The sequence below is a fragment of the Luteimonas fraxinea genome, from assembly GCF_021233355.1.
Classification (GTDB): domain Bacteria; phylum Pseudomonadota; class Gammaproteobacteria; order Xanthomonadales; family Xanthomonadaceae; genus Luteimonas; species Luteimonas fraxinea.
On record NZ_CP089507.1, the window covers coordinates 1,255,800 to 1,270,704 of the forward strand.

13 protein-coding genes are annotated in these 14,905 nt (G+C 64.2%); 9 read left to right on the forward strand and 4 right to left on the reverse strand.

Annotated features, from left to right (window positions below; all coding sequences use genetic code 11):
* Nucleotide 1: 1 nt before the first annotated feature.
* The 3 genes from mreD to LU699_RS05665 form a co-directional block, all read right to left on the reverse strand.
* Entirely contained in the window at nt 2–481 is a 480-nt protein-coding gene (gene mreD / locus LU699_RS05655; protein ID WP_232134135.1) for a rod shape-determining protein MreD, read from the reverse strand.
* Nucleotides 478–1,527, reverse strand: coding sequence for a rod shape-determining protein MreC (mreC, locus tag LU699_RS05660; RefSeq protein WP_232134134.1), 1,050 nt, complete (start codon nt 1,525–1,527; stop codon nt 478–480). The genes mreD and mreC overlap by 4 nt, the downstream gene beginning before the upstream one ends.
* 236 nt (nt 1,528–1,763) lie before the next feature.
* On the reverse strand, nt 1,764–2,804 hold the full coding sequence (locus tag LU699_RS05665) for a rod shape-determining protein (protein ID WP_232134133.1): 1,041 nt from the start codon (nt 2,802–2,804) through the stop codon (nt 1,764–1,766).
* Between the two features lie 206 nt (nt 2,805–3,010).
* On the opposite strand from LU699_RS05665, the gene LU699_RS05670 reads away from it, so the two are divergent.
* The 7 genes from LU699_RS05670 (at nt 3,011) to LU699_RS05695 (ending at nt 10,565) form a co-directional block, all read left to right on the forward strand.
* Nucleotides 3,011–3,961: a carbohydrate kinase family protein gene (locus LU699_RS05670; protein ID WP_232134132.1), complete on the forward strand. Its 951-nt coding sequence runs from the start codon at nt 3,011–3,013 to the stop codon at nt 3,959–3,961.
* Nucleotides 3,962–5,004: 1,043 nt separating this feature from the next.
* Nucleotides 5,005–5,328: a hypothetical protein gene (locus LU699_RS05675; protein WP_232134131.1), complete on the forward strand. Its 324-nt coding sequence runs from the start codon at nt 5,005–5,007 to the stop codon at nt 5,326–5,328.
* Between the two features lie 92 nt (nt 5,329–5,420).
* The gene (locus LU699_RS05680) at nt 5,421–5,849 is read left to right on the forward strand and encodes a hypothetical protein (RefSeq protein WP_232134130.1); all 429 of its coding nucleotides are present in this window, start codon (nt 5,421–5,423) and stop codon (nt 5,847–5,849) included.
* Between the two features lie 5 nt (nt 5,850–5,854).
* Nucleotides 5,855–6,172 (forward strand): MafI2 family immunity protein, encoded by a 318-nt coding sequence (locus tag LU699_RS18500; RefSeq protein ID WP_484497417.1) that lies wholly within the window; start codon nt 5,855–5,857, stop codon nt 6,170–6,172.
* 728 nt (nt 6,173–6,900) lie between these two features.
* A complete protein-coding gene (locus LU699_RS05685; RefSeq protein ID WP_232134129.1) occupies nt 6,901–7,233 on the forward strand; it encodes a hypothetical protein in 333 nt (110 codons plus the stop codon).
* A gap of 290 nt (nt 7,234–7,523) precedes the next feature.
* Nucleotides 7,524–10,019 carry a hypothetical protein gene (locus LU699_RS05690; RefSeq protein ID WP_232134128.1) on the forward strand — a complete coding sequence of 832 codons (2,496 nt, stop codon included), beginning with the start codon at nt 7,524–7,526 and terminating at the stop codon, nt 10,017–10,019.
* A 90-nt stretch (nt 10,020–10,109) separates the two neighbouring features.
* Nucleotides 10,110–10,565 carry a hypothetical protein gene (locus LU699_RS05695; protein WP_232134127.1) on the forward strand — a complete coding sequence of 152 codons (456 nt, stop codon included), beginning with the start codon at nt 10,110–10,112 and terminating at the stop codon, nt 10,563–10,565.
* Nucleotides 10,566–10,635: 70 nt separating this feature from the next.
* On the opposite strand, the gene LU699_RS05700 is transcribed toward LU699_RS05695, so the two are convergent.
* On the reverse strand, nt 10,636–12,120 hold the full coding sequence (locus LU699_RS05700) for a peptidoglycan-binding protein (protein ID WP_232134126.1): 1,485 nt from the start codon (nt 12,118–12,120) through the stop codon (nt 10,636–10,638).
* Nucleotides 12,121–12,491: 371 nt separating this feature from the next.
* Between LU699_RS05700 and LU699_RS05705 the strand changes: the two genes are divergently transcribed.
* A complete protein-coding gene (locus tag LU699_RS05705) occupies nt 12,492–13,994 on the forward strand; it encodes an MATE family efflux transporter (protein ID WP_232134125.1) in 1,503 nt (500 codons plus the stop codon).
* 116 nt (nt 13,995–14,110) lie between these two features.
* Entirely contained in the window at nt 14,111–14,530 is a 420-nt protein-coding gene (locus LU699_RS05710; protein ID WP_232134124.1) for a hypothetical protein, read from the forward strand.
* Nucleotides 14,531–14,905: the final 375 nt, after the last annotated feature.

Below are 14,905 nucleotides of genomic sequence, written 5' to 3' on the forward strand. Positions count from 1 at the left end.
CTCAGGTTTTACGCCCGAAGCGCAGTGCGTCCATGACGAGATACAGCGGCGCCCACAGCAGCATGCCGATCAGCGGCGCCAGCCAGTACGCCCACGGCAGCTGCGGCACGCCGAGCGCGACATGGATCGCTGCGCTGATGACGCGGTCGTTGAGCAGCAGGCCGCCGATCGCCAGCGCCTGCTGCGCGACCGGGAAGAAGCGCAGCTGCGAGCGGAAGCGCTGCAGGATGAAGGCCATCATGACCAGCCGCAGCGCCTGTTCGCCGAGCAGACCACCAAACGCGAGATCGGCGATCAGGCCCATCGAGAACGCGAAGCCCAGACCGGCGCGATCGGGATCCTCGATCACCCAGTAGGCGACGACGAGCGCCAGCCAAAATGGCCGGAACGGCTGCAGGCCCGGCGGCAGCGGCAGCAGGCCGAGCAGCAGCGCGACGAACAGGCTGGCCGGCAGGATCCAGGGATTGCGGCGACGGCTCATCGCTGCGGCGCCTGCGCGGGCGGTGTCGAGGGCGGTGTCGGTGTTTGCGTCGCCGGCGGCGCGTCAGCGGGTGACGTATCGCCGGTGTCGGGCGTCGTCGCTTCGGTGCCGCCGACCGGCGCTGCGGCCGCGTCGGCCTCGGCCTGCGCGCGCGCGGCCGCTTCGCGCTCGGCAGCGGCGGCTTCCAGATCGGCCGTTGTCACCGGCACCACCACATCGCGCAGCAGCAGCACGTCGCGACCGCGGTCGAGCTGCGCGGCCGGGGTCAGATCGCCGACCAGGAACGCGCGGCTGTCGTCGGGCTGCAGTTCGGTGATCGTGCCCACCGGAAAACCCGGCGGAAAGCGGCCGCCCAGACCCGAGGTCACCAGCGTGTCGCCGACTTCGACATCGGCCGACAGCGGCACGTTGCGCAGCGCCAGATGATCGGCGCGGCCGCTGCCGTAGGCGACCAGACGCACGCCGTTGCGGGCGATAATCACCGGCACCGCGTGCTCGAGATCGGTCACCAGCAGCACGGTCGAGGTCAGCGGCGTCACCGTGATGACCTGACCGAGCAGGCCGCCGGCATCGATGACGCTCTGGCCGACGCGCACGCCGTTGCGGCTGCCGGCATCGAGCAGCAGGCGCTGGCGCGTGGGGTCCTGGTCGACATCGAGGATCGGCGCCAGCTGCACGTCGAGACTGCCCTGCTCCACCGCGCCGAGCAGCGCGCGCAGCCGCGCATTCTCGACCGCTTCCACGCGCAGCCGCGCCTGGCCGGCGTTGAGCACCAGCAGTTCGTTGCGCAGGCGGCGGTTGTCTGCAGACAGCTGGGTACGTGTGGCGGCATCGTTGCGCATGCTGTCGCCGAGCCGCGACGGCAGACCCGCCAGCCACCACAACGGCTGCATCGCCACGCTGGCCTGCTGGCGGAACTGCGACAGCCAGCCGCCCTGATGATCACTGACCACCAGCGCACACGACAGCGCGAGATAGGCGAGCAGACGCAGCGTGCCGGCGACATCGCCGGGCCGGGGCGCGGGAGAGCTGGCGTAGGAGGACATCAGGGGCAGTCGCTCGGCGTCATCTCGGACGTGGGCTCAACAGTCGAAGGCCGCATTGTCGTCGCCCCGGCGAACGCTGGGGCCCATCTTGATCCTGGGAACAGGTCCCGGCCCGGACAGCCAGCCGCCGGTTGAACACCGGCGGGGCGACGGGTCTTGCGAACGCGGCGGCGCTTGAGGACATCGACGACGGGATGGCGACCAGAACTTCGCTCCGATCGCCGCTCCCGACGCCATCAGTCCGCGAAGAACTCGTTGCCGTGCAGGTCCAGCAGCTCCAGCGCACGACCGCCACCGCGGGCGACGCAGGTCAGCGGATCCTCGGCGACCTGCACGTGCAGGCCGGTGGCTTCGCTGATCAGACGGTCGAGGTCACGCAGCAGCGCACCACCACCGGTCAGCACGATGCCGCGCTCGGCCACGTCGGCGCACAGTTCCGGCGGCGTCTGCTCGAGCGCTTGCTTCACGGCTTCGACGATGCCCGACAGCGGCTCGCGCAGCGCGTCGAGCACTTCGTTGGAGCTGATCGTGACGATCTTCGGCACGCCCTCGGCGAGGTGACGGCCGGAGACTTCCATCTCCATCACCTCTTCCTGTGGATAGGCGCAGCCGATCGTGAGCTTGATGCGCTCGGCGGTGGATTCGCCGATCAGCATGCCGTGGTTGCGGCGCACGTAATTGATGATCGACTCGTCGAAGCGGTCGCCGCCGATGCGGGCCGACTGTGAGTAGACGATGCCATTGAGCGCGATCACCGCGACTTCCGTGGTGCCGCCGCCGATGTCGACGACCATTGAACCGCGCGCCTCGGTGACCGGCAGGCCGGCGCCGATCGCAGCCGCCATCGGCTCCTCGATCAGCGATACGTCACGCGCGCCGGCTTCCAGCGCCGAATCCTTGATGGCGCGCTTTTCCACCTGGGTGGAACCGGCCGGCACGCAGATCAGCACGCGAGGGCTCGGACGCAGGAACCGCGACTTGTGCACCTTCTTGATGAAGTACTTCAGCATCTCCTCGGTGTAGGTGAAATCGGCGATGACGCCGTCTTTCATCGGACGATGCGTGGTGATGTTGCCGGGCGTACGGCCGAGCATCTGCTTGGCTTCGGTGCCTACGGCGGCGACGACCTTCTGGCCGGCGCTCCGGTCCTGGCGCACGGCGACGACCGACGGCTCGTTGAGCACGATGCCCTGGCCGCGGACGAAGATGAGGGTATTTGCGGTGCCCAGGTCGATGGACAGGTCATTGGAGAAGAGACCGCGGAACTTCTTGAACATCGGGAGAGGGCGTCCGGCAGGGAGGCGAAACGAAGCGGATTAGCCTAGCAAAAAAGCGGCCTCCCCGCGGCCCCGGGGCACCCCCAGTTGCGCGCCCGGTAGGCCGCTGTTCCGGGTCCCTGCGGCGCGCCGCAGCGGCCTCCGCGCTGGCCTCCCGCCCCCTGCGCCGGTACCCTGTGCGGCCTTTCCGCGCGAGCTTCCGCCCGATGTCTGCACTGATCTGCGGCTCCCTGGCCTATGACACCATCATGGTGTTCCCCGACCAGTTCAAGAACCACATCCTGCCGGACAAGGTGCACATCCTGAACGTCTCGTTCCTGGTGCCGCGGATGCGTCGCGAGTTCGGCGGCTGCGCCGGCAACATCGCCTACAACCTGAAACTGCTCGGCGGCGACCCCATCCCGATGGGCACCGTGGGCCAGGACTTCGGCCCCTACCGCGAGTGGTTCGAAGAACACGGCATCAATCTGTCGCAGGTCCGCGAGATCCCCGACCTGTTCACGCCGCAGGCCTTCATCACCACCGATCTGGACAACAACCAGATCACCGCCTTCCACCCGGGCGCGATGATGCGCAGCCACGAGAACCACGTGAAAGACGTGCCGGGCGTGACCATCGGCCTCGTCGGCCCCGACGGCCGCGAAGGCATGCTGCAGAACGCGCAGGAGTTCTTTGACGGCAAGATTCCCTTCATCTTCGACCCCGGCCAGGCCATGCCCCTGTTCAACGGCGAAGAACTGCGCAACTTCATCGAGCTGGCCGACTACGTCGTCGTCAACGACTACGAGTCCAACCTGCTGCAGGAACGCACCGGCTGGGACGAGGCCGTCATCGCCGGCAAGGTGCGCGCCTACATCTGCACGCGCGGCCCCAAGGGCGTCGTCATCTACGCAGAAGGGCAGATCCACGACGTGCCGCCGGCGCACGAGCGTCGCGTGACCGATCCCACCGGCTGCGGCGACGCCTTCCGCGCCGGCCTGCTGTTCGGCATCGAAAAGGGCTGCGACTGGTTGACCATCGGCCGCATCGGCAACCTGATGGGCGCATTGAAAGTCGAACATCCCGGCACGCAGAACCAGCGTTTCGATTACGCCGAGTTCTCGCTGCAGTTCCGGCAGCAGTTCGGGTATGCGTTGGAGAGCAAGACGACTGTTTGAGTCGGGCGACATTGCGACGAGTGAAACAAGGGTGTCCTTCGGGGCGCCTTTTTTCTTGCTCGAAGCCGGCGACGTTCCGCCAGAGCCGTCATCTGAAGATCGGCGCTTGTGCCGACCTCCGACTATCTGCGTCACACCCCACTTTCGTCGCATAACACCGCTTGTCGGCTCCTGCCTGATAACCCAGTGGGCCGTGCGAACACGTGTGCTGGCACGCATGCGTCAATCCATTGATTCCATTCACAAGGCACCACTTTGCGACTGGCCCACACCCGACGCATACTCGGCGCAACACTCCGAATCCGGGGTCGAATACTAGTTAGGCGCTCATGGACTGGATTAGTCAAGCTGGAAGAAGAAGCCTGGAATGTCGTGATTGACGAGCTCATATGGCATCTTCGCGAGAACCGTATACCTCTTTCGATCCATAGACAGTTCTCGCCCGCTCGGGGCATCGAGTTCCGATTCAGTGATTTGGCAACTATGTTCTTTCCGATTGAAGGTCAGTTTCTTGAGGATCATTGGAATGAGGCAAGTCAGATCATTGCTCGGTTTCCGCAACTTCAAACAATCGAGCTACGGGATGGCGCCTAACAATTCATTCAAGCCGACGCCGCTTCGCGGCGCGGCTCAATTCAGGCGTTAGGTCGCATGATCAACTACTCATACGCTGATGCATGGAGCGATTATCGGCATCGCTCTCGTCTCTTCTGGCTTACTTGGGTAGTTGGATTTCTTGTTGCTGTGTCGTTGGCCTACCTGCTGTCGCTTTTCCTGGCACCAAGCTGGACGTTCTTGGGGATAGCAGTCAGCTGGATAGTCGCGTTCCTCTATGCCGCTATGCGCCTGCAACTCTTTCGTTGCCCGCGCTGCCGAGAGCGCTTCTTCAGTGGCGCTTTGTATTACTGGCCTCGCGCGCGCTTGCGTACATTGCGGCCTGCCAAAGTGGCAGCATTGACTTGGTCCGTGCTACCTATGCTGCCTAACAATTCATCCAAGCCGAACCCGCGTCGAGGGTCGGCTTAATCCAGGTGTTAGACATCATGCTCAATCCATTCGTGCACTTGGAGAAGAACCTCGGGCGGGCCGCTCTTCTCTTTATCGCTGCACTACTTGGAACGGCAGCCCTTACGCTTGCTCTCAATGAGCTTGGATACGGCACGAATCTCGCAGTTCTGCCGGTGCTTGCGACGATGCCATTCGTGGCCTGGTTCATGTCTAAGGCAGCATGTGCGCAAAGAAAGAGCCCATGGCTGTATGGCTTGGGATCTCTAGTTCCTCCTGTTGCTATTTATCTGTTCCTCTCGCTCAACGACCAAGACATGGCAATCAATCTGGCCAATCGAAGCGGAAAGTCCGATGCCTAAAAATTCATTCACGCCGACGCCGCTTCGCGGCGCGACTTAACTTAGGCGTTAGGGCCCACACCAACATGCGCCAAGTTCGGATAGCTATAGGGATGCTTCTCGCGATGGTCTTAGCCATCTTCGCGTTTCCTATTGCAGCATGTACGGCCTGGCTGGTTGGCGTTGATCCTGCTGGCGGATCCTGCCCGGGAGCTCTTGGGTTATTCGCTTGGTACGGAACAGCAGTAGTAGTGCCAGCCTCAGTATTATTCGGACTTCCACTACTTTTGCTTGCTCGTTGGCGCGGCTGGACAGGTTGGTGGCAAATTGGCCTGTGTGGCTTTGCCGTTGGCGTCCTTGCAGCCGTCAGCCTCGACCTGCTTGATAGCTTTATCGTCTGGTACAAGTTTGCATTGCTTTCTGCTCCGCTCGGATTTCTCGCCGGCCTTCTGTTCTGGCTGGTCGGCGTCTACCGCAACGTGGGTCCTGACAACTCATTCGAGCCAACGCCGCTTCGCGGCGCGGCTGAGTTCAGGCGCTAGATCGCATGGACAGCATCGCATCCCATCAAGCGCTAGTACTCTCTCTAATTCGCGCCCTCTGGGGCGAGGTCCACCCCGAACTGCGTCAAGCCTCCATCGAGGCCGATGAGAGCGCGTTCGTTGTTCGCCTCCGTTTTGAGTATGACGGTATAGCCATGGGTCCCGCGCAAGAGAGTTGCTCTTGCGCGGCAACCGAGGTAGCAGCGGACTTCGCCGCACCTTGGGAATTGGAAGAGCAACATGTGAGCGCTCCCTTTCCAAGCGCCCTGAATCCGCTCATTCATCTTGTCTACCGACGCTGGGAGCCCGATAGTGCGGCATAACAATTAATTCAAGCCGACGACGCTTCACGGCACGGCCTGATTCAGGCCTTAGGCCGCAAGGGGGAGCAATGCTAGGGCTCATAGATCTGATTCTGGATATTGGCGAGCTGCTCTGCTCGTGGCGACTGTATGTCGGCTTCGCGCTCACAGCGCTGGCTTGCTGGCTTGTTTTCTCTGTGATTCCCAATCACACAGCACAATGGGTCATCTGTATGCCACTTGGGCTTCTTGGTGTTTTTTTTAGCTTCCGCTGGCAAGTCCGCGCGGACTCAGACAAATAATGGCGTTCCAGGTTGCCGGCGTCGGCCAGCCGCCTAACAATTCATTCAAGACGATTCCGCTTCGCATTGCGGCTTAACTTGGGCGTTGGGAGGTGTGCCGAAATGAGCTTGACCGGTCGCGATGGGAACAACATGTCTCTGGCGGCGCTAGCAGCCATCGCGTCATTTATCGCCCTGTCCGCCATCTTTGGCTGCAGCATGTGGAATTACTATCGCGCTATTGACTGGCCCTATGCGGCATTCGCGGCCGTACGCATCTTGGCGATATCGATTGTCGTCGGGAGCATCGCGTACTGGTTCGGCCCTCGCAGGTCGCGTGCGGGGGCATTACTCTTTGGCGCTCTGATTGGTCCGATTGCTGGCGCGACGTATGTATACGCAGTGACCGCCTAACAATTCATTCGACCCAACGCCACTTCACGACATGACCTGATCAGGCGCCACCCTTTGAAAACCTTTCCGAGCGTTCGAGACGACGGGCATCTGGTCGGCTTCGAGGTCACCAGCAGCTGGCTGATCTTCGGACCACTCATTCGCCTTCTCCGCTCCGTCCCCGGCGTAACGGATGTGCGTCGCGTCTGGTTCAAGGACGATCGGATCGTCTTCAACTTTCATGGCTTACCGGCAGCCGTTAACGAGCCCTGGGGCGACAACAGCCGCTATTGGATTGGTTTGCAGGATCGGGTCGCCAACCCAGAAATCGATATCACTCCAATCCATGAAGCATTTGAGCGACATAATGGATTTGGGACGCTTACCTTCTGGCCGTTCGGCGGCTAACCGGTCATTGCTTGTACGCAGGACGATCAGAGGGCGCGCGGGCGCCGCTCCCTGAAATTAATGATTGCCGAGTTCTCTCAGCGTTTTCTCCGACGATTTGAACGCAGTGCCGGAGTTCCTTAGGACCTGCTCAAATTGGCTGCCACGCTTCGATCTGTCTGAATCAGGGCGAGAGTCGCGCTGGCGACGAGCTCGAAACTCTCTGAATTGAGTCCCCGTTATAGGGTCGACCCGAGTGTCCGGGTGCGCAGGTCCGCGGGCAATGTCTCAGATCATGCCCGGAGCGCTTCATGCATCCCACCATCGACGGTTACCGTGGCTACGCGCCGACTCCCGCCCAGGCCACACCGCCGGCCCAACCCGTCAGTGCAGCGAACGCGCAACCGGGCACGCCGGCGCACACGGCATCTGCATACGAAGCCTGGCAAGAAGCGCGCCAGGCTGTGGATGTCGCGCCGCCTCACTTCTATACCGCTGCGGCGAGCAACGCGGGGATTGCACGCGAGGCGTTCGAAGCTGCAATTCTGGCCGAACTCGACGCAACGCCGCCGTTCGTCGGGCCGGTGATCCCGGGCACATCGCAGTTGGAAGTCGCGGCGGCTCCGTTGCTGCAGCGGTATGAGGGCGATCCCGCTGCGGTAGAGATCGTGCACCGGGCGACCGAAGAACTGGCGCTGTTGCAGCCGCTCTCGCAACGACCCGAAGTCCAGGCCCTGCTTGACGAGGCATCCGCGCAATCAGATGCAGCAGCGGTGATGGATACGCTGTCGGCAGGGCTCGACGGATTGTCTGAGGAGGACCGACGCTATCTCACCACGAGTCCCGAGCTCGCGACCCTGATACGGGAACAGGTGGAACCCTGGGTGGCCGAACCCTATGCAGGCAAAGAGGGCGACGCACTGACCGGGCGCGAATCGGTCTGGGCGTCGAACGAATCTTCGGCGCGTTTACAGAGCTTGACCGACGGATTGCCACCGGATCTCGCGTATGCGGTGATCCAAGGCAACCTGGACACGATCGCGAACATTGCGCAGCTGCGACCGCAGTATCTGGGCAACCCGGCGGCGGCGGGCGGCGAGTCCTTCGGAAGGATTGCGGATGCAGTGGGCGCTCTCGGAGACACACCTGAAGGCAATCAGCTACGCACCGATATCGCGATCATGTTCACCTCCAACGGTGTGGACAGGGGTCAAGGTTATCCACTCGCGGTCGCACTGGGCCAGTCTGTCGAGAGCGGCGCGAGCCCGGGTTTGGCCCTGGAGATCATTTCGCAGCTGTCCCGGAACGGCGACCTCGAAACCGCCGCCGTGGCGACCGAGCAGCTTGTGTCTGCGGGCGAATCGATAGGGGACGATATCTCCAGCGATCTCGAGACCTATCAGGAAATGCTGGGCGAACTGGGCACATTGCTGCAGGACAATGAGGGCCTGCCGGCCGAAGCGACGAGTGCGGCCGTCGAAGCCTGGCTGGCGAACCAGGACGCCGACTGGCAGGCGGACTTTGCGCAGCTGGAAGGCAGGCTGATCGAACGGGCCGGACAGATGCGCGAGCTGCTGGCCGGCGTGAGCGGGTTACCCGACTCGCTGACCGGACCTGTCGACGGCGCGCTGCGCGACCTTTTCAACAGCGAGGCAGTGCTCAACGCAGTGAACCTCGCGGCCAGCCGCGACCGCTCGTTCCTCACCGGTCCTCAAGCAGACGCGATGATCGCTCTCGCGGATCCTGCACGCGCAGGCGCGGCCGGCGCGGACACGCTGCGCCAGATCGGCAATCACGCGATCCAACAGGAGGTCTCGCTGATCTTCGGCGACCTCGAACACGGCAACGCTGCCAGCGCCGCTGCGGCCCGATCGCAGCTTGACGCACTGGGCGATCGTGTTGCTGGCCTGTACGGCGGAGATGCCAATGCGTATCGCGCGGCGATCAGTTCGCTCGACGAGTTCGCGAATCTCCCCAGCAATGCATCAGCGGCGGCAGTCGAGAGCGCTGCTACACGTCTGGACAGCGCGCTCAACGGAATCGAGGGTTTCGGCACCGATACGGTCGCCGGTACTTTGCTGCGCTCGCTGGGCGTCGCCGCGGGTGTTCTCGCACTCAACAAGTACGCGAGCCAGGCGATCGACGACCCGACAGTCCGCGATCAGGTCGCGACACTGGGCGCGGCTGCCGGCCTGGGCAGCGCTGCTATCGCACTGCTGCAGCGTCCCGGCAGCGTGGACCTCTCCGCGGCAAGTGCGCTGGATGATGCGCGCGGCCGTCTTGGCCCCTTGGGCGCTGCGAATTGGGGCAAGGCTCTCGGCGTTTTCTCGTCGGTCGGCGACTTCGCTTATATGGCCGAGGCGATCGCCGAAGGAGATGGGCTCGAAGCCGGACTGCACGGTCTCGCGGGAGTGGGGACCATCGTGCTCTCGGTGGCCTCCGGACCGGTCGGTTGGGTGGTTGGCGGCACGATGATCGTGGCTTCCCTCTTCGGCCAAGCCAGTCTGGCGGAATTCGAAAGCGGCCAGGCCGCACGAGAATCATCAATCGAGTTCCTGACAGCGGCGGGCTTCGCACCCGACGTGGCCGAAGTACTCGCCGCGACGGGAGAAACCGAGGGCTTTGCTGCCAGAGCCGTTGTACCGTTGATCCTGGAATCGTCAGGCTTCGGCGGCTTGCCTGGGAGCAACGGTGAGCGTCTGACTCCGGAGCAGACCATGGATGCACTCAATGCGATGAGCGGTGATGCGGAGGCCATTGAGGATCTGCAGACATTCGTCAATAACCTGCGGCTCAGTTATTACTGATCATCACCACTCTGGGCTTCACTACGACTGCGCCAATTCGCTCACACAGCGGAGATGTCAGCCCAACTTTTCCGCACCCGCAATCCACGCATGAACGCATACGCAGTGATCAAACGATTGATCTTCATGGCTCTGCTTGCACTTCCGCTGGCCTCGCATGGGCAAAGCCTCACCCCGCACCAGTTGGTCGATCGCTTTTCCGAGACGCTGTCGACATCCGACTTTGAAGATGCGACCACCGCGCTTCTGCAGCAGAACGAATCGCTGGGATACGCGGCATACGACCTCGCCCATTGGCGGATGATGTTCAAGGACGAGTTCGGGCCCAAAGTCTCAGCGTTGGGCAGATTCCAGGGAATGGAGCTGATCCGCGAGCGCGAATACGCGCCGTCGTTCAAGCGCGCTGTCTATCTGCACAAGATGGCGGGTGGTTTCGTCTTCTGGCACATGACGTTCTATCGTGCGCCAGGAGGTTGGGTGATCTCGGGAATCGAGGTTACGAACGATCCGAAACAGTTGTCCGGATATCTGAAAGAAATCGAGTAGACCCCGAGTGACGCAAACACAAAGGGCGCCTTACGGCGCCCTGTTCCGGTGAAGCTGACCAGTCCGGGCATCAACGCAGGTTGACGAATCCTTCCGCATCCACGTTGCCGTTCGCGATCCGGCTGCGCATGTCCGCCGTGCTCAGGCCGGTGTCGAGCTGGAAGTGCGGGCGGTCGACGAAGGTCGTCCAGTTGCCGCCCCATTCCAGACCCATGTCGGTGCCGACGCGGCCGATGGCATCCCAGTCGGGGCTCCAGTTGATGCTGCCGTTCGGGCGCACTTCGACGACGTCGAAGGCGGTGGCGAAGTTGTGGTTGCTGTAGCCGCCGCGGGCATTGGTGACGATGTCGCCCGGCGTGGTACGGCCCTGGGCGTAGAGCGCGTCCTGCTCGGCGTAGGTGCGGAAGCCCTGGGTCACGCGCAGGGTGATGCCCAGTTCCTGTTCGACGCGATTGACGAACTCGGCGGCCTGGCCGCGCAGTTCGGGATGCAGGGTGGCGATGCGGGCATTGCTCGGGCCGTCGGCAACCTGGGCGACTTCACCCGGCGCGACAGGCTCGGTTGCCGGCGGCTTCTCGACCGCAGGCGCGCCGTTGAGCTGGGCCCAGGTGTTCTGGCCGACGACGCCGTCGACCTCGATGCCACGGCTCGCCTGGTAGCTGCGCACCGCACCCTCGGTGCGTGCGCCGAAGATGCCGTCGGCCGTGCCCGGGCTGAAGCCCGCAGCCGCCAGACGGGTCTGCAGATCGGTAACGGCGGGGCCGCGGTCGTTGCGTTCCAGCGTCGGCGTGGACGAGGCCGGTGCGTTCTGCTGCACGGGCGCGGTGCCCTCGGTGCGTGCGCCGCCGTTGAACGGCGTGCCCAGCAGGCCCTGCGCCTGCGCATCGGCGACGGCCGTGCGCGCTGCGGAAACGTCGGTGTTGTAGGTATTCGTCAGGCCCTTGTAGGCGCCCCAAGGCGAGAGGTTGGTGCCGTTGTTGGACAGTTCGAACGCGACGCGGGCATTGGTCTGCGGGTCGAACAGCTGCTCGTTCGAAGTCAGGCCGAAGGCCTCGCGGCGTTCGGGGCCCATCGCACCGATCATGTTGATCTGGGTCAGGCCATACGACTTGTCGCCGGTGGCGGCGTTGCCGTTGAACGCGGCTGGATCGCCGGTGGATTCGCGCATCGAGATGGCGACCATGCTCACCAGATTCTCGCCACGGAAGCCGGCCTCGTGGAACAGCTGGGCCAGCTGGGTGCGATCCAGCGGGCCGCCGGTGTAGGTGCTCTGGGTCGCATTCGCCGGTGCCGCGCCGTTGACGGAAGTCGCGTCGCTGCTCAGCGGCTTGGTGCCGGCGGGCAGTGCGATGGATTGGTCGGGATAGATGACGTCGGGATTGTTCACCTGCGGATTCGCCGCCAGCAGGCCTTCGAGGCTGACGCCGTGGGCCTTTGCGATCTCCGACAGCGTGTCGCCGCACTGCGCGGTGTAGGACTGCGTGGCCTCGCCGGGCGGCGGCAAGTCCTGCAGGCGGTTGCTGGTGTCGGATGACGAGAGGGCGTTGAGGCTCACGGCAGGCTCCTGGATCGGTCGGGCACATCCCCCGGATAACTGAAGTGTCCGGGCCTTCGGAGGCGCGCGACAGATGGGGGGTGCCCCAGCGTGCATGGGTCACAGTTCGGGTGCGGGTAGGTCGCGCCAGCCCTCCTAGGGTTGAAGCCCTCCCCCGTTCGCGGGGGAGGGCTGGGAGGGGGCAGACCCTCAGGTTTCGGCGAAACAAAACCGGGCGCTTGGGCATGGTCAGTGGTTTGTCACCGCGCGACCGGCTGCTTCGCCCCCATCCCACCCTTCCCCCGCGCGCGGGGAAGGGTGGGATGGGGGCGCGCGTGAAGTGCGAACCCATCCTCACCACACCGCGATCCGCTTCCCGATTGAATGCGCGGATGCCGCGACGCCGACCTGCCGACACCCCCGCCCCTCCACGCGATCTGACCCGCGGTGCGATCGGTCCGACGCTGTTCGCGTTCGCGCTGCCGATCCTGGGCGGCAACGTCATGCAGTCGCTCAACGGTTCGGTCAATGCGGTCTGGATCGGGCGTTTCCTCGGCGAGGGCGCGCTGGCGGCGATCGCCAATGCCAACAACATCCTGTTCTTGCTGCTGGGCGCGGTGTTCGGTGTCGGCATGGCGGCGACGATCCTGGTAGCGCAGGCGATCGGCCGCGACGATCTGCCCGGCGCCAAGCGCGTGATCGGTACCAGCGCGACGTTCTTCCTCACCGCGTCCGTGCTGGTCGCACTGGTCGGCCTGCCGCTGTCGCGCCACGTGCTGCTGTGGATGGGCACGCCGGCCGATGCGCTGCCGCATGCGGACGCCTATCTGAAACTGATCTTTCTCGCGGTGCCGTTCCTGTACGCGTTCGCATTTCTGTCGGCGATTCTGCGCGGCGCCGGCGATGCACGGACGCCGTTCCTGTTCCTGTTGCTGGTGGTCGCGCTCGACATCGTGCTGGTGCCGATGCTGATGCTCGGCGTCGGGCCGCTGCCGGCGATGGGCATGGCCGGCGCGGCGCTGGCGAGCCTGATCGCGAATGCGCTCGGTCTGACCGCCCTGCTCGCCTGGCTGCGGCACCGGAAACACCGCTTGTGGATCCATCGCACCGAGCGGCATCTCTACAAGCCCGACTGGACCATCGTGCGTGCGCTGCTGGCCAAGGGCCTGCCGATGGGCCTGCAGATGGTGATGCTGTCGGCGGCGATGATCGCGATGATTTCGATGGTCAACGCGCACGGCGTCGACACCACCGCGGGCTATGGCGCCGCGCTGCAGTTGTGGACCTATGTGCAGATGCCGGCGATGGCGATCGGCGCGGCCTGTTCGACAATGGCGGCGCAGAACGTCGGCGCCGGGCACTGGGATCGCGTATCGCGCATCGCCGCCACCGGCGTGGGCTTCAACGTGTTGATGACTGGCGCACTGATCGGTCTGTTGCTGCTGCTCGATCGCGCTGCGCTGTCGCTGTTCCTCGGCGAGGCCAGCGTCGCGCTGGAGACCGCGCGTCATCTCAACCGCATCGCGATCTGGTCGTTCCTGTTCTTCGGCGTGACCTTCGTGCTGTTCGGCGTGGTGCGCTCGACCGGCGCGGTCATGCCGCCGCTGGTGATCCTCGCGGTCACGCTATGGGGCGTGCGCGTGCCGTTCGCGACGCTGCTGCAGCCGACGCTCGGCGTGGATGCGATCTGGTGGAGTTTCCCGGCCAGCGCGCTGCTCGCGATGCTGCTGTCGATCGGCTACTACCGCTGGGGCGGCTGGCGCCGTGCACGCATGCTCGATGGCGCCGCGCGCGAACCGGTGGCAATGCCGGCGGAAGTGCCGGCGCAACCGCCGGCACCGCTGGCAAGTCTCGATCCGAACGACACGCAGGACGGGCGCCACCGCGCGCTTTGATGGCGTGGCAGCCGGCCCGTGCCTGAACCTGTGGACCGCGCTGCATTGACCTGTCTGCATCGCGACGGCATCTAGAACGTTCGAACGCGATGTTCTGCGTGCACCCGGACAGTCCCATGCGCACTCCACTTCTGCTGATGCTGTTGATCGCCACCGCGACAGCGCCCGCCTTCGCGCAGCAGCTGCGCAATCCTGCCGATCCACCGCCGCGTGCTGCGCCGGTGTTGCGTCAGGCGGAACCCTCGCCGCGCCTGCCCACGCATGTCGGCGCGAACGCGGCACGCGACGCTGCGCACGAACGCTGCGTGCAGGCCGCATCGCGCTCGATCCAGCCGACCAGCAATGCCCGCGTGGCGAGCGCACAACGTCGCGTCGCGGCGATCGAAACCCAGCGCGCCGCACGCGGCGGCGACGCGCGCGATCCCACGGATCAGAGCGGCCTGCGCGCGCAACGCGACGCGCAGCAGCGGGTGGCGACGCGGGAGCGGAATGCGGCGGGTCAACGGTTGTCGGTGGCGCAGGCGAATTGCCGCTAAGGCGTCGGCTTTGCGCTGATGTCTGTCGTATTCAAAACCTGCCGTGATCCCGGCGAAAACTAGAGGTGCTCTTTTACAGCCGAATGGCTGGTCATCCAGTGACTTCGGCTCTGCGTTGTGTCTGCCTGATCGCTTTGAATACCGGAAAGCGTAGGTCGCTGGATTCCGGCTTTCGCCGGAATGACGGCAGTTAATTTCCGGGGATCCACGAAGACCTCCGCCCCCGTCATTCCAGCGAAGGCTGGAATCCATTTTCGCGGTCGGCGGGAGATCACTCGCGATCGAAGACCCCGCGAATATCAAGATGGATGACCGGACATGCGTCCGTTGAAAGCCCAGCGTTCGCTGGAATGACGGAATGGCAGATCGGCGCGA

Bases quoted from the DNA above. Each gene is read 5' to 3' on its own strand.
- mreD (WP_232134135.1), bottom strand. From the start codon at position 481: ATGAGCCGTCGCCGCAATCCCTGGATCCTGCCGGCCAGCCTGTTCGTC.
- mreC (WP_232134134.1), bottom strand. From the start codon at position 1,527: ATGTCCTCCTACGCCAGCTCTCCCGCGCCCCGGCCCGGCGATGTCGCC.
- LU699_RS05665 (WP_232134133.1), bottom strand. From the start codon at position 2,804: ATGTTCAAGAAGTTCCGCGGTCTCTTCTCCAATGACCTGTCCATCGAC.
- LU699_RS05670 (WP_232134132.1), top strand. From the start codon at position 3,011: ATGTCTGCACTGATCTGCGGCTCCCTGGCCTATGACACCATCATGGTG.
- LU699_RS05675 (WP_232134131.1), top strand. From the start codon at position 5,005: ATGCTCAATCCATTCGTGCACTTGGAGAAGAACCTCGGGCGGGCCGCT.
- LU699_RS05680 (WP_232134130.1), top strand. From the start codon at position 5,421: ATGCTTCTCGCGATGGTCTTAGCCATCTTCGCGTTTCCTATTGCAGCA.
- LU699_RS18500 (WP_484497417.1), top strand. From the start codon at position 5,855: ATGGACAGCATCGCATCCCATCAAGCGCTAGTACTCTCTCTAATTCGC.
- LU699_RS05690 (WP_232134128.1), top strand. From the start codon at position 7,524: ATGCATCCCACCATCGACGGTTACCGTGGCTACGCGCCGACTCCCGCC.
- LU699_RS05695 (WP_232134127.1), top strand. From the start codon at position 10,110: ATGAACGCATACGCAGTGATCAAACGATTGATCTTCATGGCTCTGCTT.
- LU699_RS05705 (WP_232134125.1), top strand. From the start codon at position 12,492: ATGCCGCGACGCCGACCTGCCGACACCCCCGCCCCTCCACGCGATCTG.
- LU699_RS05710 (WP_232134124.1), top strand. From the start codon at position 14,111: ATGCGCACTCCACTTCTGCTGATGCTGTTGATCGCCACCGCGACAGCG.